Genomic DNA, 20,372 nt, shown 5'->3' with positions numbered 1-20,372 from the left:
TGAACCAGGTACAACACCCCCGCCCCCCGACCGATTCCACCGCCGGCGTGACCCCGCCCACAGGACCAAACCCCCCAAACCACCCACCACCGACCCTCCAGCCCCGGTGATCAAGAGGTTTACGTCAAGGGGGCGGCGAATCCTGACGCAAACCTCTTGATCAACGCGGTGGGGTCGGGGCGTGGTCCGTGCCGGTCTGGGCGGCTCCGGCCGTGGTGTCCGGGTGGGGCTGGATGGGGATGGGAGGTGCGTCCTGGGGTTGCGCCGGCCAGGGGATCTCCGGGGCGCGGTGGAAGGCGATGCCCGCGCCGCTCCAGCGCGGCCCGTGGCCGGCGAGGCGGTCGCGGAAGGCGGGCCAGTCGTGCGTACGCCGGGGCGACCAGCCCAGCTCTGCCACGGCGGGCAGCCGGGGCAACAGCATGAACTCGATCTCGGCAAGCGAGGTGACCGACTCGGTCCAGAGCGGGGCCTCCACGCCCAGCACCGCCTCGGCCGGCACGCCGTCCAGATGCGTCCCCGGGTCCCAGTCGTACGCGCGGGCCACGTCGATCAGTCCGGCCCAGTCGTGTCCGATCGGGGTGTCCGGGGCGTACTTCATGTCGAGGTAGGCGTGGTTGGCGGGGGAGAGGATCAGCCGGGCGCCGCGCCGGACGGCCTCGGCGGCCACCGGGTCGTCGCCCTGCGTGCCCCACCACTGGAGGATCCGCCCCTCGGCGTGCCCGGCCGGGGCGATCTGGTGCCAGCCGACCACGATCTTGCCGGTGCCGGCGACGATGCCCTGCACCCGCTCCACGAAGCGGGCGTACACGTCGGCCGGAACCTTGAACACCTCGTCGCCGCCGATGTGCAGGTACGGCCCGGGGGTGCGGGCGGCGACCTCGCCGAGCACGTCGGCGACGAAGGCGTACGTACGCTCGTCGGCCGGGTCGAGGTAGCTGAAGCCGACCTCGGTGCCGGTGTACGGCGGCGGAGCGACCCTCTCGGGCGCCAGCTCCGGGTACGCGGTCAGCGCCGCGTTGGTGTGGCCGGGCAGGTCGATCTCCGGGACGACGGTGACGTGTTGGCGGGCGGCGTACCGGACGATGCGCCGGTAGTCGGCCGCGGTGTAGCAGCCGCCGGGGCCGCCGCCGACCTCGGTCGCCCCGCCGACGGTGGCCAGCCGGGGCCGGGCGTCGACGGCGATCCGCCAGCCCTGGTCGTCGGTGAGGTGCAGGTGCAGGTGGTTCAGCTTGTACCGGGCGAGGTGGTCGACCACGCGCAGCACGTCGGCGACGGCGAAGAAGTGCCGCGCCACGTCGAGCATCGCGCCCCGGTACGGGAACCGGGGCCGGTCGACGATCGTCCCGCCGGGCAGCGTCCAGCGCTCGGTCACCGGGGTGGGGCTCTCGATCGCGGCCGGCAGGAGCTGGCGCAGGGTCTGCACGCCGTGGAACAGGCCGGCCGGGGTGGCGGCGGTGAGTCGTACCCCGTCGGACCGGACGTCGAGCCGGTACCCCTCCGTGCCGAGGGGCTCGGTCCCGGCCGGCCCGGGGTCCGGGTCCGCCGCCCGCGCCGGGGCGACGCCCGGCCCGGAGCTGTCGGCCCTGGCGCCCGGCCCGGCGCCGTCGGTTCCGGTACCCGGCCCGGTTCCGTCGGCCCTGGCGCCCGGCCCGGCGATGTCGGGCCCGGCGGCAGGTCCGGCGATGTCGGGCCCGGTCCCGGCCAGCGTGAGGGTCAGGCCGCCGGCCGGGTCCGCGAGGGTGTCGGTGACCGGGACCGGGTAGCCGGTGGCGGGGCGGAGCAGTGTGGCGAGCTGCTCGGCGACGTCCCGGGCGGCCGGGTCCGGGTGGACCCGCACGACCACGTCGGCCGGGAGCGTGAAGTCGGCCGCCGGGTCGGGCTCGACCCGTTCCGGCGCGGGCACCACGTCGCCCAGCCGGACCGGGGCCGGCGGCGCGAGCCGGTCGCCGGCGGCCCGGGCGGCGGCCCGGGCCAGCTCGCCGGCGGCCGGCTGGCGACCGGGGAGATCGGCCGGGGCCAGCGGGTCGCGGCCGGTCTCGGGGGTGCGGGGCGGGATGGGCGGCACGGCGTCGACTCCCGGGTGTATTTGCGAGGAATATGGCAAAGGTGAGGTTCGACAGAACCAGCGCCGTCAAGAGTACGAGGGGTCCGGGAAATTGCGTGATCGTGCTCGTGGAAGCGTTCCCAAAAACCCGTACGGACACGGATAGTCGTGATGACTGTGCCGATTGTCACCGAACGGTCCCAGGCCCCACGATGTTCGCTTAACCTTCGCCCACCGATCGGCGGCGACGCCGGATTACCGGAGGTCGGCCCCGGGGTATGGAGGAACTGAACCTTCGTTAAGTGTCAATTCCGACGCGCGTGGGAGGCTCTGGTGGCAGCGCAAGAGACGGTCGACCGCAAGTACGTCTACGACTTCTCCGAGGGCAACAAGGACCTCAAGGAACTTCTCGGCGGCAAGGGGGCCAACCTGGCCGAGATGACGAACCTCGGCCTGCCCGTACCCCCCGGCTTCACGATCACCACCGAGGCGTGCAAGGCGTACCTCGCGACCGGCCGGGAGCCGGACGGGCTCGCCGGTCAGATCGAGGCGCACCTGGAGTCGCTGGAGCGCGGGATGGGCCGGCGGCTCGGCGACCCCGACGACCCGCTGCTGGTCTCCGTCCGCTCCGGCGCCAAGTTCTCCATGCCGGGCATGATGGAGACCGTCCTCAACGTCGGCCTCAACGACCGCAGCGTCGTCGGGCTCGCCCGGCAGGCCGGCGGCTCCGCCGACCGGGCCGCCTCCGGTGGCGCGGACAGGTTCGCCTGGGACTCCTATCGCCGGCTGATCCAGATGTTCGGCAAGACCGTGTGCGAGGTGCCGGGCGAGGAGTTCGAGCGTGCCCTCGACGACGCCAAGCGCGCCAGGGGCACGACCAGCGACCTCGACCTGGACGCGGACGACCTGCGCGGGCTGGTCGACGCGTACAAGAAGATCTTCGCCAAGCACACCGGGCGGGAGTTCCCGCAGGAGCCGCGCGAGCAGCTCGACCTGGCCATCCGCGCGGTCTTCGAGTCGTGGAACGCCGAGCGCGCCGTGCTCTACCGCCGCCAGGAGCGCATCCCGGCCGACCTCGGCACCGCGGTCAACGTGGTGGCCATGGTCTTCGGCAACCTCGGCCCGGACTCCGGCACCGGCGTCGCGTTCACCCGCGACCCGGCCAGCGGGGCGCAGGGCATCTACGGCGACTACCTGGCCAACGCCCAGGGCGAGGACGTGGTCGCCGGCATCCGCAACACGGTGCCGTTGCAGGAGCTGGAGCGGCTGGACAAGAAGTCCTACGACGAGCTGCTCGGCATCATGGCCCGGCTGGAGGGGCACTACCGGGACCTGTGCGACATCGAGTTCACCGTCGAGCGCGGCAAGCTGTGGATGCTCCAGACCCGGGTCGGCAAGCGCACCGCCGCCGCGGCGTTCGTCATCGCCGGGCAGCTCGTCGACGAGGGGCTGATCGACCTGGACGAGGCGCTGCACCGGGTCAACGGCGCGCAGCTCGCCCAGCTCATGTTCCCCCGGTTCCAGCTCGACCACGACTTCGAGCCGGTGGCCAAGGGCATCGGCGCGTCACCGGGCGCGGCGTCCGGCAAGGTGGTCTTCACCTCCGCCCGGGCGGTCGAGCTGGCCGGCGAGGGGGAGGCGGTGATCCTGGTCCGCCGGGAGACCAACCCCGACGACCTGAACGGCATGATCGCCTCCCGGGGCATCCTCACCTCGCGTGGCGGCAAGACCAGCCACGCCGCCGTGGTGGCCCGGGGGATGGGCAAGACCTGCGTCTCCGGCGCCGACGAGCTGGACGTCAACGTGCCGGCGAAGAGGTTCACCGTGGGCGGGCACACCGTGACCGAGGGCGACGTCGTCTCCATCGACGGCACCACCGGCAAGGTGTACCTCGGCGAGGTGCCGGTCATGCCGTCCGAGGTGGTGCAGTACTTCGAGGGCAGCCTCGACCCGGAACACATCGACAACGCGCTGGTCCGGGCCGTACACCGGATCATGACGCACGCCGACGCCCGGCGGCGGCTGGCGGTGCGGACGAACGCCGACACCGGCGCGGACGCCGCCCGGGCCCGGCGCTTCGGCGCGCAGGGCATCGGGCTGTGCCGCACCGAGCACATGTTCCTCGGCGACCGGCGGGAGCTGGTCGAGCGGCTGATCCTGGCCCGCGCCGACGCCGAGCGGCAGGAGGCGCTGGCCGCCCTGTTGCCGTTGCAGCGCGACGACTTCGTGGAGATCTTCCGCGAGATGGACGGGCTGCCGGTCACCGTCCGGCTGATCGACCCGCCGCTGCACGAGTTCCTGCCCCCGCTGGAGCAGCTCGCGGTCAACGTGGCCGTCGCCCAGGAGCGCGGCGAGGACGTGGCCAAGGAGGAGGCGCTGCTCGCCGCCGTCCGGCGGATGCACGAGGAGAACCCGATGCTGGGGCTGCGCGGGGTTCGGCTCGGCCTGGTCATCCCGGGCCTGTTCGCCATGCAGGTGCGGGCGATCGCGGAGGCCGCGGTCCGGGTCACCCGCGAGGGCGGGACGGCCCGTCCGGAGATCATGGTCCCGCTGGTCGGCGCGGTCCAGGAGCTGGAGACGGTACGCGCCGAGGCCGAGAAGATCATCGCCGAGGTGGTCGGGGACAGCGGGGTCGAGGTGCTGATCGGCACGATGATCGAGGTGCCCCGGGCGGCGCTGACCGCCGGGCAGATCGCCGAGGCGGCGCAGTTCTTCTCCTTCGGCACCAACGACCTGACCCAGATGGGCTGGGGCTTCTCCCGCGACGACGTCGAGGGCGCGTTCTTCTGGCGCTACCTGGAACTGGGCATCTTCGGCATCTCGCCGTTCGAGTCGATCGACCGCGACGGCGTGGGCCGGCTGGTGCGGATCGCCGCCGAGGAGGGCCGGGCCGCCCGGCCGGAGCTGAAGCTCGGCGTCTGCGGCGAGCACGGCGGCGATCCGGAGTCCGTCCACTTCTTCCACGAGGTGGGGCTGGACTACGTCTCGTGCTCGCCGTTCCGCGTGCCGGTGGCCCGGCTGGAGGCCGGTCGCGCGGTGGTGGAGACCGACGGCTCCGACAGCCGCTGACGACCGCGTCGCCGACCGGTGCCGACCGGTCGGCGACGCGGGCCGGCGCCGGCCCCGGTGGGTGAGCCGCACGCACCCCCACCGGGGCCGGCGGGCTCAGATCGGCGGGCGCCGCCAGCCGGTGACGCGGGACGCGTTGGGGGCCCGGCCGGGCAGCGTCGCCATCGGGGTCCGCATGGCCAGCGGCGCGTTCGGATCCGGCGTCGGGACCGGGCCGGGGGCGACCGCTGTGCGCTGCCGGTCGAAGACGGAACCCGCCCGGCCGGCCACCTCCCGGGCCTCCGCATGCAGCGTGTCCAGGTCGGTGCCGGCCGCGGCGACCAGGGTGAGCAGGGCGTGCCGGCCGGCCGGGTAGATCACCACGCAGCCCCGGGCGGTGCGCACCACCGACTCCCGGAACTCACCGTGCCGCACGGTGTCGGCGACCCGGTTGCCGAGGCCGAAGCTGGCCGCGGCCAGGGCCGCCAGATGGGTGGCGTCGGTCGTCGGCAGGTCGCTGGAGATGAGCAGGCCGTCGGTGCCGGCGAGCACCGTGCCGGCGACCTCCGGCCGGCGTCGGCGCAGCCCCCGCAACTCCGTTCCCAGCACCGCGTCAGCGTCCACGAGCGTCACTTCCCGTCGTGCGATTCAGATGTGCGGATCTTCGGTAACGTTCTGCTCCGGAAACGCTACCCGGAGCCATGGCGGGCCGCGACCCCCGTGACGGTCGGCAATCGGTCGACAACTCTCGACTGATCGGCTGTTGCGGAAGCCTCATCCGCCGGCAGTCGCCGGCGAGCCGAGCGGGCCGCTGCGGCGTAACCTGGGCGCGCGGGTGCGTCGTGTCGCGCGCGAGTGTGTCGTATCGCCGGTGGAGGGTGGACCGCATGGCCAGCGCCTGGGAAAATCTGACCGTGGACGCGCGGGACCCGGCCCGGCTCGCCCGCTGGTGGGCCGAGGTCCTGGGCTACCAGGTGGTCGCCGACCAGCCCGACGAGGTGGAGATCCGACAGTCCGCCGACCGGCTTCCCGGCCTCGTCTTCGTGTCGGTCCCCGACGACCGGCAGGTGAAGAACCGGCTGCACATCGACCTGCGCCCGGCCGACCAGGAGGCCGAGGTCGAGCGGCTGGTCGACATGGGCGCCCGGCACGTCGACGTCGGCCAGGGCGACGTCGACTGGACGGTGCTGGCCGACCCGGAGGGCAACGAGTTCTGCGTGCTGCGGCAGCGCGGATAGCGGGGCGGGGTGAGCGACCGGCACCGGAACGGCTCCGGCGGCGAGCCGGCCGACGCCGCGCGCTGGGTCGCCGAGCTGCCCAAGGACACCGGCCACGGCCGCTCGCCGTACGAGCGGGACCGGGCCCGGGTGCTGCACTCGGCGGCGTTCCGGCGGCTCGCCGCGAAGACCCAGGTGCACGCCGCCGGCACCGACGACTTCCTGCGTACCCGGCTGACCCACTCGCTGGAGGTGGCGCAGATCGCCCGGGAGATGGGTGCCCGGCTGGGCTGCGACCCCGACGTGGTGGACACCGCCGGGCTGGCCCACGACCTCGGGCATCCGCCGTTCGGGCACAACGGGGAGGCGGAACTGGACCGGCTCGCCGCGGCCTGCGGCGGCTTCGAGGGCAACGCGCAGACGCTGCGGGTGCTCACCCGGCTGGAGGCCAAGGTGCTCGGCCCCGACGGCCGCTCCGTCGGGCTCAACCTGACCCGGGCGTCGCTCGACGCCACGGGCAAGTACCCCTGGCCGCGCCGGTCGGGCGAGCGCAAGTTCGGGGTGTACGCCGACGACCGGCCGGTCTTCGACTGGCTGCGCGCCGGCGCCCCGGCCGGCGGGCGGCGCTGTCTGGAGGCGCAGGTGATGGACTGGGCCGACGACGTGGCGTACTCGGTGCACGACGTCGAGGACGGTATCCACGGCGGGTACGTCGCCCTGCGCCCGCTGCTGGCCGACCCCGACGAGCGGGCCGCGCTCTGCGCCGACGTGGCCGCCGCATACTCGGGGGAGTCCCCGGCCGACCTGGGCGAGGTGCTGGTCGAACTGCTCGCCGACCCGGTGCTCGCCCCGCTCGCCGGGTACGACGGCAGCCACCGCGCCCAGGCCGCGCTGAAGGCCACCACCAGCGTGCTGACCGGCCGCTTCGTCTCGACCGTGGTGGCCGCCACCGGGGAGCGCCGCGGCCCCGGTCCGCTGCGCCGGTACGCCGCCGACCTGGTGGTGCCGCGCCGGGTCCGGGCGCAGTGCGCGCTGCTCAAGGGGATCGCGCTGCGCTACGTGATGCGCCGGCCCGGGTCCCGGTGCCGGTACGAGCGGCAGCGGCAGATCCTCGCGGAGCTGGTCGCCGTCCTGACCCACCGGGCGCCGGAGGCGCTCGACGAGGTCTTCGCCCCGCTGTGGCGGGCCGCCCCGGACGACGCCGCGCGGCTGCGCGTGGTGATCGACCAGGTCGCCTCGCTCACCGACCCGGCCGCGCTGGCCTGGCACGAGCGGCTGCTCGCCGGCTGAGCCGCCCGGGACGCTGCCGCCCGCCCGCCGAACGGCCCGGCGCGCTCCCGACGTGACGCGGCACGGCGGAGCTGCCGAGGCGGCCGAGCGGCAACCGGCCGACCGGGTGGCCGGCGGGCCCGAGCGGGCGGTGGGAATGTCCGGCGTACTTAGGTTAGCCTAAGCAGCATGACGGAGCGCCCGAACATGGTCACCACCGCCCGGGTCCTGCGGACCGAGCGGCCCACCCCGCACCTGGTCCGGCTGGTGCTCGGCGGCGAGGAGCTGACCGGCCTGCCGGTGGGCGAGTACACCGACCACTACGTCAAGCTGGTCTTCCCGCCGCCCGGGGTGACCTACCCGGAGCCGGTCGACCTCGCCGCGATCCGCCGGAACCTGCCCCCGGAGCAGTGGCCCCGGCTGCGGGCGTACACGCTGCGGGCCTGGGACCCCGTGGCCGGCGAGCTGACCATCGACATCGTGCACCACGGCGACGTGGGGGTGGGTGGCCCGTGGGCGGCCCGGCTGCGCCCCGGCGACCCGGTGCTGTTCGTCGGCCCCGGCGGGGCGTACGCGCCGAGCCCGGACGCCGACTGGCACCTGCTGGTGGGCGACGAGAGCGCCCTGCCGGCGATCGCCGCCGCCCTGGAGCGGCTGCCGCTCGACGCCCCGGCGAAGGTCTTCGTCGAGGTCGCCGACGCCGCCGACGAGCAGCCGCTGCCCAGCCCGGGCGCGGTGGAGCTGACCTGGCTGCACCGGGGCGGCCGGCCGGTCGGCGAGGCGCTGGTGGCGGCCGTGACGGCGCTGGACTTCCCGCCCGGCGACGTGCACGCCTTCGTGCACGGCGAGGCGACGTTCGTCCGCGAGCTGCGCCGGCTGCTGCGCGTCGAGCGCGCCGTGCCCCGGGAACGGCTGTCGATCTCCGGCTACTGGCGGCGCGGGATGGACGACGAGGGTTGGCGCTCGGCGAAGGCCGACTGGAACCGCCAGGTGGAGGCGGAGGAGGTCACCGCCGCCGCCTGAGCGGGACGCGCCGCCGCCCCGCCGACCCGGCCGCCCGGCGGGTGCGGCGGGACCGGCGGGACGGCCCGGGCCGGCGGCGGCCCCCCGCCGGCCGATGGCCGATGGCGGCCGACGCACTCCGGCCCATGGCCGATGGCGGCCGACGCACTCCGGCCCATGGCCGATGGCGGCCGACCCCCTCCGGTCCCTGGCCGGCGGCGGCACGCGCCACACGCCGTCCCCCCGACGCCGGATCGCCGCCCCCGGCAGGGCAGGATGTAGGGCCGAGGGGGGTGGCGAATGGCTGGGCGGATCCGGGACGAGGACATCGCGCTGGTCCGGGAGCGCACCTCGATCGCGGAGGTCATCTCGGACACGGTGACCCTCAGGTCGGCCGGCGGCGGCAACCTCAAGGGGCTCTGCCCGTTCCACGACGAGAAGAGCCCCTCGTTCAACGTCTCGCCCGCCCGCAACGTCTGGTACTGCTTCGGCTGTGGGGCCGGTGGCGACGCGATCAAGTTCCTGATGGACGCCGAGCACCTCAGCTTCGTCGAGTCCGTCGAGCGGCTCGCCGCCCGCGCCGGCCTCCAGCTCCGGTACGTCGAGAACGACCAGGCCGCCCCGCGCGCCCGCCCGCAGCAGGGGCAGCGGCAGCGCCTGGTGGCCGCCCACGCCGCAGCCGTCGACTTCTACCGGGCCCAGCTCGGCACGGCCGGCGCCCGCCCGGCCCGGGAGTTCCTGGCGCAGCGCGGCTTCGACCGGGCCGCCGCCGAGCGGTACGGCTGCGGCTTCGCCCCGGACGCCTGGGACCTGCTCACCAAGCACCTGCGCCAGCAGGGCTTCAGCCACGACGAGCTGGTCAGCGCCGGGCTGTCCCGGCCGTCGCGCTCCGGCACGCTCATCGACCGGTTCCGCCGCCGGCTGATGTGGCCGATCCGGGAGATCACCGGCGACGTGCTCGGCTTCGGGGCCCGCAAGCTGTTCGACGACGACGACGGCCCGAAGTACCTGAACACCCCCGAGACGCCGATCTACAAGAAGTCGCACGTCCTCTACGGCATCGACCAGGCCAAGCGGGAGATCGCCAAGCAGGGCAAGGTGGTCGTCGTCGAGGGCTACACCGACGTGATGGCCTGTCACCTCGCCGGAGTGCCGACGGCCGTGGCCACCTGCGGGACCGCGTTCGGCTCCGACCACATCGGAGTGCTGCGCCGGCTGCTGCTGGACACCGACGACGTGGCCGGCGAGGTCATCTTCACCTTCGACGGGGACGCCGCCGGCCAGAAGGCCGCGCTGCGCGCCTTCGAGGACGACCAGCGCTTCGTCGGGCGTACCTTCATCGCGGTCAGCCCCGACAACATGGACCCGTGTGAGCTGCGCCTGGCCAAGGGCGACCTGGCGGTCCGCGACCTGGTGGCCCGCCGCGAGCCGCTGGTCGACTTCGCGCTCCGCCACGTGATCAACCGGTACGACCTGGACACCGTCGACGGCCGGGTCGAGGCGATGCGCCGGGCCGCCCCGCTGGTGGCGAAGCTCAAGGACCGGGAGAAGCGCCCCGAGTACGTCCGCAAGCTCGCCGGCGACCTCGGCATGGAGATCGAGCCGGTGCAGCGGGCGGTGCTCGCCGCCGCCTCGGGGCAGCCCGCCGGGCAGCCGTCCCCCGGCCCGGCCCGCGCCGCCCGAGGCGCGCCCGCCGGGGACAACCCACAGTCGCTGGTCGAGCGGGAGGCGCTGAAGCTCGCCCTCCAGGAGCCGGTGCTGGCCGGCCCGATGTTCGACGCGGTCGAGGCGTCGGAGTACCGCCACCCCGTGCACGTGGCCGTGCGGGAGGCGATCGCGGCGGCCGGTGGGGCCGCCACCGCCACCGGTGGGGCCGTCTGGGTCGAGGCCGCCCGCGACGCGTGCGCCGACCTGGCCGCGCAGGCCCTGGTCGGCGAGCTGGCCGTCGAGCCGCTGCGGATCGACGGCGAGCCCGACCCGCGGTACGTCTCGGTGACCATCGCGCGGTTGCAGTGGGGCTCGGTGACCGGCCGGATCAGGGACCTGAAGTCCAAGATCCAGCGGATCAACCCGGTCAGCAACAAGGACGAGTACTTCGCGCTGTTCGGGGAACTGCTGTCGCTGGAGCAGCACGCGCGGGCGCTGCGCGAGCAGGCCGCGGGAGGGCTGTGATGGGACTGTTCAACCGCAGGCCGAAGCTGCCCCCGGCGGCCCGCCCGCCGCTGGCCGACGACGAGCGGGTGCTCGCCTGGGCCGCGGTCGGCAACGGCGAGGGCGACGGCGTGGTGGTCGCCAGCAACCTCGGGCTCTGGCTGCCGGGGCGGGGCCACCGGCTGGGCTGGCACGACATCCTCAAGGCCGTCTGGTCGGGCCGGGAGCTGACCGTCACGCCCGCCGAGCGGGTCGCCGAGCGGGACGGCTACCTGGTGGTGGCCGACTGCCCGACCGAGACGTACCTGCTGCTCGACCCGGGGGAGCTGCCGCACCAGGTTCGCGCGCGGGTGACCCGTTCGGTCGCGTACACCCAGCAGCACCCGGTGCCCGGAGGCGCCGGCCGGGTCGCGGCGCGCCGGGTGCCCGGCGTGGACGGCCTGGCCTGGACGGTCCGCTACGACCCCGGCACTCCGGCCGACGACGAGCCGGTGGTCGCCGAGACCGACCGCCTCGTCGCCGCCGCCCGCGCCGCCACCGCCCCCGCCAACCTCTAACCCGGCCCCGCGCCGTTCCACCCCACCCCACCCCACCCCACCCCGCCTCACCCCACCCCACCCCGCGTCGTGCCCGGCGCGGTGCCCGCGCCGCGCTGCCGCGCCGCGCTGCCGCGCCGCGCTGCCGCGCCGCGCTGCCGCGCCGCGCTGCCGCGCCGCGCTGCCGCGCCGCGCTGCCGCGCCGCGCTGCCGCGCCGCGCTGCCGCGCCGCGCTGCCGCGCCGCGCTGCCGCGCCGCGCTGCCGCGCCGCCCCATGATCGTCTGTCGTTCAGGGAGAGCCGGCCCGGCGTGTCGTGTCCGTTTCCAGCAGACGATCATGGAGGGGCGCCGCGCGGCGCGGCGGGTGAGGCAAGGGCGGGGCGGGGTGGGTGGGAAAGTCGGCGGTGGGGGGTGTCGGTGGGGGTGGGTAGGGTCGGGCGGTGATGACGGGGGAGCCACTGATCCGGGCGCGGGGGCTGGTGAAGCGGTTCGGCGACTTCACCGCCGTCGACGGCATCGACGTCGAGGTGCGCGCGGGGGAGGCGTTCGGGTTTCTCGGCCCCAACGGCGCGGGCAAGTCGTCGACCATGCGGATGGTCGGCTGCATCTCCCCGCCCAGTGGGGGTGAGCTGCGCATCCTCGGGATGGACCCGGTCCGCGACGGGCCGGCGATCCGGGCCCGGCTGGGCGTCTGCCCGCAGCTCGACAACCTCGACCCCGAGCTGACCGTCCGGGAGAACCTGACCACCTACGCCCGCTACTTCGGCATCCCGCGCCGGGTGGCCCGCGAGCGCGCCGCCGAGCTGCTCGACTTCGTCCAGCTCGGTGAGCGGGCCGACAGCCGGGTCGACCCGCTCTCCGGCGGCATGAAGCGCCGGCTCACCATCGCCCGGGCGCTGGTCAACGAGCCCGACATCGTGCTGCTCGACGAGCCCACCACCGGGCTCGACCCGCAGGCGCGGCACCTGGTCTGGGAGCGGCTGTTCCGGCTCAAGCAGCAGGGCGTGACGCTGGTGCTCACCACCCACTACATGGACGAGGCCGAGCAGCTCTGCGACCGGCTGGTGGTGATGGACGGCGGCCGGATCGTGGCCGAGGGCTCGCCCCGGGAGCTCATCGAGCGGCACTCGACCCGCGAGGTGGTGGAGCTGCGTTTCGCGGCCGAGTCGCAGGAGGCGTTCGCCGGCAAGCTCGCCGGGCTGGGGGAGCGGGTGGAGGTGCTGCCCGACCGCGTGCTGCTCTACGTCGCCGACGGCGACGCGGCGGTCGCCGAGGTGGCCGCGCTCGGCCTCACCCCGGCCACCGTGCTGGTGCGGCGCAGCAGCCTGGAGGACGTCTTCCTCCAGCTCACCGGCCGCACCCTCGTCGACTGACCCCTACCGGGAGCGAATTCCCTCGTGCTCACCGTCCCTCGGCGCCAGGCCGGACTCACCGCCCTCTATCTCGGCGTCTTCGCGACGATCTGGTTCAGCGTGCCGGCGGCCGGCCCGGCACTACGGACGCTGCTGGTGGTCGCCAGCGTCGCCGCGCTGGTCACGGCGGTGGCCGGTGCCGTGGTCGCGGCGCGCAGCCACCCCGAGGCGGGGGCCGTCCGGGACCGGGCGGCGGACCGCCGGTACCTGCTCATCGTGGTGGCCGAGTTCGCCGCGGCGGGGCTCGGCGCGGCGCTGCTGGCGGCGCTCGGGTGTTCGGCGTACGCCCCGGTGCTGGTCTGCGCTGTCGTCGGCGGGCACTTCCTTCCGCTCACCCCGCTGTTGCGCGACCCCCGGCTGTGGCTGCTCGCCGGCGCGATGTGCCTGGTCGCGCTCGCGGGCCTGGTCACCGGGCTCGCCTCGGCCGTGGCGCCGGGCCTGGTGGTCGGCGTCGGCGCCGGGCTGCTGCTCTGGGCGTACGCGGTGTGGACGCTGGCCACCGCGCCCCGGCCGGCCGGGCCGGCGGGTGGCGACCGCGGAAACCGGGCGACTCCCCCGGGCAGTGGGTCGTAGGGTGGCCGCGGCCTGTCGTACCCCCGGGGTAGGAAGGCCGAGGACGTGGAGGGCGGGGGTGACGGGATGGGCGTGGCGCGGCAGGAACTGCCCGGCCGGGCGGCGCGACCGTTGCCGGGAGCGCCCGCCCTGGCGGCGCTGGGCTACTTCCTGGTGGGCTACCGGCGCACCTGGCGGGCCGGGATGTTCTCCTCGTTCCTGCTGCCGGTGCTGACGATGGTCGGCTTCGGCCTCGGCGTGGGGGCGTACATCGACCAGGGCGTCGGCGGGGTGCGCTACCTGGACTGGATCGTGCCCGGGCTGATCGCCTCCACCGCCCTCCAGGTGGCGGTCGGCGACTCGACCTGGCCGGTCTACAGCAGCTTCCAGTGGACCAAGGTCTACTTCGCACAGGCCGCCACACCGCTGCGGGTGGGCGACATCCTGGCCGGCAACCTGCTGTACGTGCTGTTCCGGGTGGTCACCTCGACCGTGGTGTTCCTGCTGGTGACCGCGCTGTTCGGGGCGTTGCGGTCGCCGTGGGCGCTGGCCGTGCCGCCGGTGGCCGCGCTGGTCGGCCTGGCCGTCGCAGCCCCGCTGTTCGCGTACGCGGCGGCGGTGGACAGCGACAGTTGGCTGGCCATGCTGTTCCGCTTCGCGGTGATCCCGATGACCCTGTTCGCCGGGGTGTTCTTTCCGGTCGAGTCGTTGCCGGGGGCGCTGCGCTGGCTGGCCTACGCCACCCCGCTCTGGCACGGGGTGGACCTGTGCCGGGCGGCCACCCTGGGCGTCGCCCCGCGGTGGTCGGTCGCCGGCCACCTGCTCTACCTGGCCGCCTGGGCGGTCGTCGGCTGGCTGCTGGCGCACCGCGCGTTCCGTCGTCGGCTCGTCGTCTAGCAGGGGGTGAAGTGCTCACTCTCGTCCTGCCCCGGCTGGTCGGCGTCCCCGCCGCGTCCCGCCGCGCGGCCTCGGTGACCGAGCGCAACGTGGCGGCGCTGAAGCCGGTCTACTGGCTGCTGCTCGCCTCCGGCTTCGTCGAGCCGCTGCTCTACCTGTTCTCCATCGGCGTCGGGGTGGGCGCACTGGTCGGCGACCTCACCCTCCCCGGCGGCCAGGTCGTGACGTACGCGGCCTTCGTCGCCCCGGCGATGCTCGCCTCGTCGGCGATGACCGGCGCGCTGGCGGAGACCTCCTTCAACCTCTTCGGCAAGATGAAGTACATGCGGCTGTACGACGGGGTGATCGCCACCCCGGTGCGGCCGTTCGAGATCGCCCTCGGCGAGCTGGGCTGGGCGATGGTTCGGGGCGGCGCCTATTCGGCGGCGTTCCTGCTGGTGATGGTGGCGATGGGCCTGACCGGCGCGGTCCGGGCGTTGGTCGCCTTCCCGGCGGCGGTGCTGGTCGGCTTCGCCTTCGGCGCGCTGGGCATGGCGCTGGCCACGTTCCTGCGGAGCTGGCAGGATTTCGACCTGCTCGCCTCGGTGCAGTTCGCCCTCTTCCTGTTCTCCGGCACGTTCGTGCCGGCCACGACGTACCCGGCGGCGCTGCGCTGGCTGGTGGAGGTGACCCCGCTCTACCGCTCGGTGCACCTGGTCCGGGGCGTCGCGCTGGCCGACGGCGGGTGGTCCTGGCTGCTCGACGTGGCGTACCTGCTGGTGGCGACCGGGCTGGGGCTGCTGGTGGCGGCCCGCCGGATGGAACGCCTGCTCTACCGGTAGCGGGTTAGCGGTCACCCTCCCGGGGCATGTCCGAGTGGACACCGCGACCACGAGGAGGGGCGATGGCCTCCGACGAGACTTCCGCCCGAGCCGGACACGACGGGGACGACGCCCGCACCGCGGGCGCGGCCCGGCCGGGCGCCGAGAGCAGGATCGACGCCGATCGTCCGGGGCCCGGCCGGAACCGGGACCGGCGGGACGCGGACCGGGACCGGCGGAACGCGGACCGGGACCGGCGGAACGCGGACCGGGACCGGCGTGGCCCGGCTCGGGATCGGCCGGTCGGCCCGGGCGAGGGGCCGGACCGCCCGACGGAGCTGTCGGGCGCCGGCTGGCTGGCGACGCTGAAGCGGACAATCCGGGAGTTCCAGGACGACAGCCTGACCGACTGGGCGGCGGCGTTGACCTATTACGGGGTGCTGTCGATCTTCCCCGGCGTGCTGGTGCTCATCTCCCTCCTCGGCCTGCTCGGACCGAGCGCCACCGAGGGGGTCAGGGACACGGTCAACCAGGCGGTGCCGGAGGGCAACATCCGGCAGATCATCTCGGCCGCGATCGACCAGGCGGCCAACGCGGGCGGGCTGGCCAGCGTCGCCGCCGTCCTCGGTCTGCTCGCCGCGTTCTGGTCCGCCTCCGGGTACGTCGCCGCGTTCATGCGGGCCTCCAACAGCATCTACGACGTGCCGGAGGGGCGGCCGATCTGGAAGACCCTGCCGATCCGGGCCGGGGTGACCGCCGTGATCGGCGTCCTCCTGCTGGCCAGCGCGGTGATCGTGGTCTTCACCGGACGGCTCGCCGAGGAGGCGGGCAGCGCCATCGGGATCGGCTCCACCGCGGTGACGGTGTGGAACGTCGCCAAGTGGCCGGTGCTGCTGGTACTGGTCAGCCTGATGTTCGCGATCCTCTACTGGGCGTCGCCGAACGCCCGGCACGGCGGGTTCCGCTGGGTCAGCCCCGGCGGCCTGCTGGCCGTGCTGATCTGGCTGCTGGTCTCCGGGCTGTTCGCCCTCTACGTCGGCAACTTCGGTTCGTACAACAAGACGTACGGGGCGCTGGCCGGGGTGGTCATCTTCCTGGTCTGGCTGTGGCTGAGCAACATCGCGATCCTGCTGGGCGCGGAGTTCGACGCGGAGCTGGAGCGCAGCCGGGCGATCTCCGCGGGGCACCCGGCCGAGGTCGAGCCGTACGTCGAGCTGCGCGACGACCGCAAGCTGAGGAAGAGGCGCAACTCCGCCGCCGGCCGCTGACCTCGGGCCGCCCGTCGGAGCCCCGGGCCCGGCTGTTGGACGCTCCGCAGCCGCGCCCCGCCCCCGTGCGGCGGGGCGGCTGTCGACCTGCCGACTTTCCTAGATCAACTATCAGCTTTTGTTCGAACGTACAAAAGTTAGCGTCGGATTGGCCGAAGCTCTGGACAGATGACACGGAAGCCTCCTACTGTGTCGGACACAACACATCGACGTTTCGTTGGTGTGAATGACTCCGAGGCGGAGGTGAGTGCCGGTGCGAACGGTGGATCCCCTGCACCTGCGGCTGTTGCGGTTGCTCCGCGACGAGGGGGCGGTGTCCCGGGCGGAGCTCGGGGACCGGTTGCAGATGCCGCGCCCCCGGTTGCTCGCCGAGCTGGAGCGGCTGGTCGCCCTCGGCTACGTCGCCGAGGCCGGTCTCGCGGCGTCCCGGGGCGGGCGCCGGTCCACGCTGGTGGAGCTGAACCCGCAACTGCGCTTCGCGGCGGTCGACCTCGGGGCCAGCTCGATCGATCTCGAGGTGGTCAACGGCCGGCTGGAGACCGTCGCCGCGTACGCGGAACCGGCGGACATCCGCAACGGCCCGAAGGTGACCCTGCAACGGGTCAACGAGCTGCTGCACAAGGCGCGGGTCGACGGGGCCTACGACCGGTTGCACGCGGTCGGCATCGGGGTGCCCGGCCCGGTGAGCTTCCGCGACGGGGTGCCGGTCTCGCCGCCGATCATGCCCGGCTGGGACCGGTTCCCGGTCCGCGAGCTGCTGACCCGCGAGCACGGCTGCCCGGCGGTGGTCGACAACGACGTCAACATCATGGCGATCGGCGAGCGGCACGGCGGGGTCGCCCACTCGGTGGACGACTTCCTGTTCGTCAAGATCGGCACCGGCATAGGGTGCGGGATCTTCCTCGGCGGCGACGTCTACCGGGGCACCGACGGCTGCGCCGGCGACATCGGGCACATCCAGGTCGACCCGCACGGTCCGATGTGCTCCTGCGGCAACGCCGGCTGCCTGGAGGCGCTGTTCAGCGGCGCCGCGCTGGCCCGGGAGGCGAACGCCGCGGCCCGCAGCGGATCGTCCCCGGCCCTGGCCGACCGGCTCGCCAACCGGGGCGTGGTCACCGCCCGGGACGTCGCCGAGGGCGCCGTCGAGGGGGACGTGACCTGTATCCAGCTCATCCGCGACGGCGGCCGGCGGGTCGGCGGCGTGCTGGCCGGCCTGGTCAGCTTCGCCAACCCGTCGATGATCGTGATCGGTGGAGGGCTGGCCCAGCTCGGCCACATCCTGCTCGCCGAGATCCGCAGCGTGGTGTACCGCCGTTCGCTGCCGCTGGCGACCGGCAACCTGCCGGTCGTCCTGTCCGAGCTGGGCCCGCGAGCCGGGGTGGCCGGCGCGGCCGTGCTCGCCAGCGACGTGGCCTTCGGGGAGGCGTCATGACCACGCACGAGGCCGCCGCCGACCCGGCGCACACCGCCACCGGTCCGCTGGTCGAGGCGCCTGCCGACGCCGTCCCCGGCGAGGTGGTGCTGCGCCTCACCGACGTGGTGAAGACCTTCCCCGGCGTACGGGCGCTGGACGGGGTGCAGCTGGAGGTGCGGGCCGGCGAGGTGCACTGCCTGCTCGGGCAGAACGGGGCCGGCAAGTCCACCCTGATCAAGGTCCTCGCCGGGGTGCACCGCCCCGACTCCGGCCAGGTCGAGTGGCGCGGGCAGCCCGCCGAGTTCGCCAACCCGCAGGCCGCCATGCGCGCCGGCATCGCCACCATCTACCAGGAGCTCGACCTGGTCGAGGACCTGTCGGTCGCGGAGAACGCCTTCCTCGGCCACGAACCGCGCCGGGCGGGTTTCGTCCGCCGCGGCCAGATGGCCCGCCGGACCCGGCAGATCCTCGGCCGGCTCGGCCACGGCGAGATCCCGCCGGGGCGGATGGTCCGGGCGCTGCCGGCGGCCGGCAAGCAGATCGTCAGCATGGCCCGCGCGCTGTCCCACGAGGCCCGACTGATCATCATGGACGAGCCGAGCGCGGTGCTGGCCCACGACGAGGTGGGCAACCTGTTCCGGATCATCCGGGAGCTGACCGCGCAGGGCATCGCGGTCATCTACATCTCCCACCGGATGGAGGAGATCCGGGAGATCGGCGACCGGGTCACCGTACTCAAGGACGGCCGGACCACGGCGGCGAACCTGCCGGCGCGCGACACCCCGACCCGCGACCTGGTCGCCCGGATGACCGGCCGCACCATCGAGTACGTCTTCCCGGACCGCCCGGCCGACTCCGGCACCGGCGCGGAGCTGCTCCGGGTCGACGGCCTGACCCGGTCCGGCGAGTTCGCCGACGTCTCGCTCGGCGTGCGGGCCGGTGAGATCGTCGGCATCGCCGGGCTGGTCGGCTCCGGCCGGTCCGAGCTGCTGGAGACCATCTACGGGGCGCGCCGCGCGCACGCCGGGACGATCCGGATGGGCGGGCACGCGCTGCGCCCGGGCAGCGTCGGCGCGGCGGTACGGGCCGGCATGGGAATGGCCCCCGAGGAGCGCAAGAGCCAGGCGCTGCTGCTCGGCGAGCCGATCTACCGCAACGTCACCCTGGCCACCTTCGGCCGGTACGCCCGCCTCGGCTTCACCGACGCCGGGCGGGAGCGGGCCGAGGCGGACCGGATCGCGGACTCCCTGGAGCTGCGCCCCCGCGACGTGCGGCGGCCGGTGCGCACCCTGTCCGGGGGCAACCAGCAGAAGGTGGTGGTCGGGCGCTGGCTGCTCGGCGACACCCGGCTGCTGCTGCTCGACGAGCCCACCCGCGGGGTGGACGTCGGCGCCCGTGCCGAGCTGTACCAGGTGATCCGTGAGCTGGCCGCCCGGGGCGTCGGGGTCCTGCTGGTCTCCAGCGAGGTGCCCGAGGTGCTGGGCCTGGCCGATCGGGTGCTGGTGATGCGGGAGGGCCGGATGGTGCGCGAGGCGCCTGCCGGCGAACTGGACGAGAACACGGTGCTCGACCTCGTCATGGCGGGGTCACTGATGGAAGGCGCACCCGCATGAGCGACAGCACACCCACCGCCACACCGGACCGGCCGGAGGCGCTGCCGCCCCAGTCCTCGCCGGTGGACCCGGCCGTGGCCGGGGCGGTCGGCAAGGGCCCCGCCCACGGTTCCGGCGGAACCGGCCAGCTCTCCTGGTGGCGCGGCGACGGCGGCGAGGGCACGCGGCGCAACCTGGGCCTGATCGGGGTCCTGGTGGTGCTGATCCTGATCGGCATCGCCACCCGACCCGACCTGTACGGCGACTCGAGCTGGGTGTGGAACAACATCCTCACCATCCTCAAGCTCGCCTCGGTGGTCGGCGTGGTCACCGTGGGCATGACCTTCGTGATCATCGGCGGCGGCATCGACCTGTCGGTCGGCGCGATCGTGGCGCTCGCCGGGGTCTGGTGCACCACCCTCGCCACCCAGAGCTACGGCGCGGGCGGCATGATCTTCACCGCGCTCGTCGTCGGCATGTGCGTCGGCCTGGTCAACGGCCTGCTCGTCTCGTACGGGAAGCTGGTGCCGTTCATCGCCACCCTGGCCATGATGGTGGCCGCCCGGGGCCTGGCCGCCCAGATCTCCGGCAAGCAGACCCAGGTCTCGGACAACGCCGCCATCAACGGGATCGCCAGCACCAGCCTGCTCGGCATCCCGCTGCTGGTCTACATCCTGGCCGCCGTGGTCGCCGCCGGGTGGGTGCTGCTCAACCGGACCACCTTCGGCCGGCGCACCGTCGCCGTCGGCGGGAACCCCGAGGCCGCCCGGCTGGCCGGCATCAACGTCCGGCGGCACACCGTGCTGCTCTACGCGCTCTCCGGCCTCTGCTGCGGGATCGCCGCGATCATGCTGACCGCGCAGGCCACCTCCGCCCAGGCGGCGATGGCGAACCTCTACGAACTGGACGCGATCGCCGCCGCGATCATCGGCGGGACGCTGCTCAGCGGCGGGCGGGGCACGATCGTCGGCTCCCTGCTCGGCGTGATCATCTTCTCCACCATCACCAACCTGTTCGCCATCAACGGCCTCTCCACCGAGGCCCAGAACATGGTCAAGGGCGGCATCATCGTCGCCGCCGTCCTGGTCCAGCAGTTCCAGTTCCGCAGCTTCACCCAGTTCCTGGGCCGCAACCGGCTCACCACCGGCTGATCCACGGGCACCACCGGAT

General features: G+C 74.2%; 16 protein-coding genes. 14 read left to right on the top strand and 2 right to left on the bottom strand.

Translation table 11 applies throughout. The annotated features are described in order from the left end of the window. Nucleotides 1–160 precede the first annotated feature (160 nt). Entirely contained in the window at nucleotides 161–2,020 is a 1,860-nt protein-coding gene (locus C5N14_RS25735) for a family 20 glycosylhydrolase (RefSeq protein ID WP_243640030.1), read from the bottom strand. 357 nt (nucleotides 2,021–2,377) lie between these two features. Between C5N14_RS25735 and ppdK the strand changes: the two genes are divergently transcribed. Further along, nucleotides 2,378–5,113, top strand: a complete 2,736-nt coding sequence (gene ppdK / locus C5N14_RS25730; protein WP_117671538.1) for a pyruvate, phosphate dikinase — start codon at nucleotides 2,378–2,380, stop codon at nucleotides 5,111–5,113. A 96-nt stretch (nucleotides 5,114–5,209) separates the two neighbouring features. Here ppdK and C5N14_RS25725 read toward each other — a convergent pair whose 3' ends face one another. Next, the gene (locus C5N14_RS25725) at nucleotides 5,210–5,716 is read right to left on the bottom strand and encodes a roadblock/LC7 domain-containing protein (protein WP_165878222.1); all 507 of its coding nucleotides are present in this window, start codon (nucleotides 5,714–5,716) and stop codon (nucleotides 5,210–5,212) included. Nucleotides 5,717–5,979: 263 nt separating this feature from the next. Here C5N14_RS25725 and C5N14_RS25720 point away from each other — a divergent pair, with 263 nt between their 5' ends. The 13 genes from C5N14_RS25720 to C5N14_RS25660 all read left to right on the top strand — a co-directional run bounded on the left by C5N14_RS25720 (nucleotide 5,980) and on the right by C5N14_RS25660 (nucleotide 20,353). Beyond that, entirely contained in the window at nucleotides 5,980–6,330 is a 351-nt protein-coding gene (locus tag C5N14_RS25720; protein WP_117671534.1) for a VOC family protein, read from the top strand. Nucleotides 6,331–6,339: 9 nt separating this feature from the next. Then, a complete protein-coding gene (locus tag C5N14_RS25715; RefSeq protein ID WP_117671532.1) occupies nucleotides 6,340–7,599 on the top strand; it encodes a deoxyguanosinetriphosphate triphosphohydrolase in 1,260 nt (419 codons plus the stop codon). Nucleotides 7,600–7,767: 168 nt separating this feature from the next. Next, nucleotides 7,768–8,601: a siderophore-interacting protein gene (locus C5N14_RS25710; RefSeq protein ID WP_117671530.1), complete on the top strand. Its 834-nt coding sequence runs from the start codon at nucleotides 7,768–7,770 to the stop codon at nucleotides 8,599–8,601. 279 nt (nucleotides 8,602–8,880) lie between these two features. After that, nucleotides 8,881–10,752 carry a DNA primase gene (gene dnaG / locus C5N14_RS25705; protein ID WP_117671528.1) on the top strand — a complete coding sequence of 624 codons (1,872 nt, stop codon included), beginning with the start codon at nucleotides 8,881–8,883 and terminating at the stop codon, nucleotides 10,750–10,752. Further along, nucleotides 10,752–11,288: a hypothetical protein gene (locus tag C5N14_RS25700; protein ID WP_117671526.1), complete on the top strand. Its 537-nt coding sequence runs from the start codon at nucleotides 10,752–10,754 to the stop codon at nucleotides 11,286–11,288. The genes dnaG and C5N14_RS25700 overlap by 1 nt, the downstream gene beginning before the upstream one ends. A gap of 419 nt (nucleotides 11,289–11,707) precedes the next feature. Beyond that, nucleotides 11,708–12,640 (top strand): ABC transporter ATP-binding protein, encoded by a 933-nt coding sequence (locus tag C5N14_RS25695; RefSeq protein ID WP_117671524.1) that lies wholly within the window; start codon nucleotides 11,708–11,710, stop codon nucleotides 12,638–12,640. 24 nt (nucleotides 12,641–12,664) lie between these two features. Further along, nucleotides 12,665–13,252 carry a hypothetical protein gene (locus C5N14_RS25690; RefSeq protein WP_117671522.1) on the top strand — a complete coding sequence of 196 codons (588 nt, stop codon included), beginning with the start codon at nucleotides 12,665–12,667 and terminating at the stop codon, nucleotides 13,250–13,252. Between the two features lie 66 nt (nucleotides 13,253–13,318). After that, complete coding sequence (locus tag C5N14_RS25685; protein ID WP_117671520.1) at nucleotides 13,319–14,128, top strand: ABC transporter permease; 810 nt, start codon at nucleotides 13,319–13,321, stop codon at nucleotides 14,126–14,128. A gap of 11 nt (nucleotides 14,129–14,139) precedes the next feature. Beyond that, on the top strand, nucleotides 14,140–14,949 hold the full coding sequence (locus C5N14_RS25680) for an ABC transporter permease (RefSeq protein WP_117671518.1): 810 nt from the start codon (nucleotides 14,140–14,142) through the stop codon (nucleotides 14,947–14,949). A gap of 62 nt (nucleotides 14,950–15,011) precedes the next feature. Next, complete coding sequence (locus C5N14_RS25675) at nucleotides 15,012–16,196, top strand: YihY/virulence factor BrkB family protein (RefSeq protein ID WP_243640029.1); 1,185 nt, start codon at nucleotides 15,012–15,014, stop codon at nucleotides 16,194–16,196. A 253-nt stretch (nucleotides 16,197–16,449) separates the two neighbouring features. Further along, nucleotides 16,450–17,628, top strand: coding sequence for an ROK family protein (locus C5N14_RS25670; RefSeq protein ID WP_117671542.1), 1,179 nt, complete (start codon nucleotides 16,450–16,452; stop codon nucleotides 17,626–17,628). Next, a complete protein-coding gene (locus C5N14_RS25665; protein WP_117671516.1) occupies nucleotides 17,625–19,223 on the top strand; it encodes a sugar ABC transporter ATP-binding protein in 1,599 nt (532 codons plus the stop codon). Before C5N14_RS25670 ends, C5N14_RS25665 begins: the two co-directional genes overlap by 4 nt. Beyond that, nucleotides 19,220–20,353: an ABC transporter permease gene (locus tag C5N14_RS25660; protein WP_117671514.1), complete on the top strand. Its 1,134-nt coding sequence runs from the start codon at nucleotides 19,220–19,222 to the stop codon at nucleotides 20,351–20,353. Before C5N14_RS25665 ends, C5N14_RS25660 begins: the two co-directional genes overlap by 4 nt. Nucleotides 20,354–20,372 lie beyond the last annotated feature (19 nt).

Source organism: Micromonospora sp. MW-13, from assembly GCF_003434305.1.
Lineage (GTDB): Bacteria > Actinomycetota > Actinomycetes > Mycobacteriales > Micromonosporaceae > Micromonospora.
This window is presented reverse-complemented; position numbering and strand designations above follow the sequence as displayed.

What these genes read in the sequence shown, in the direction of transcription:
- C5N14_RS25685 (WP_117671520.1), top strand. Translation starts at nt 13,319, where the DNA reads ATGGGCGTGGCGCGGCAGGAACTGCCCGGCCGGGCGGCGCGACCGTTG.
- C5N14_RS25710 (WP_117671530.1), top strand. Translation starts at nt 7,768, where the DNA reads ATGACGGAGCGCCCGAACATGGTCACCACCGCCCGGGTCCTGCGGACC.
- C5N14_RS25660 (WP_117671514.1), top strand. Translation starts at nt 19,220, where the DNA reads ATGAGCGACAGCACACCCACCGCCACACCGGACCGGCCGGAGGCGCTG.
- dnaG (WP_117671528.1), top strand. Translation starts at nt 8,881, where the DNA reads ATGGCTGGGCGGATCCGGGACGAGGACATCGCGCTGGTCCGGGAGCGC.
- C5N14_RS25720 (WP_117671534.1), top strand. Translation starts at nt 5,980, where the DNA reads ATGGCCAGCGCCTGGGAAAATCTGACCGTGGACGCGCGGGACCCGGCC.
- C5N14_RS25665 (WP_117671516.1), top strand. Translation starts at nt 17,625, where the DNA reads ATGACCACGCACGAGGCCGCCGCCGACCCGGCGCACACCGCCACCGGT.
- C5N14_RS25675 (WP_243640029.1), top strand. Translation starts at nt 15,012, where the DNA reads ATGGCCTCCGACGAGACTTCCGCCCGAGCCGGACACGACGGGGACGAC.
- C5N14_RS25700 (WP_117671526.1), top strand. Translation starts at nt 10,752, where the DNA reads ATGGGACTGTTCAACCGCAGGCCGAAGCTGCCCCCGGCGGCCCGCCCG.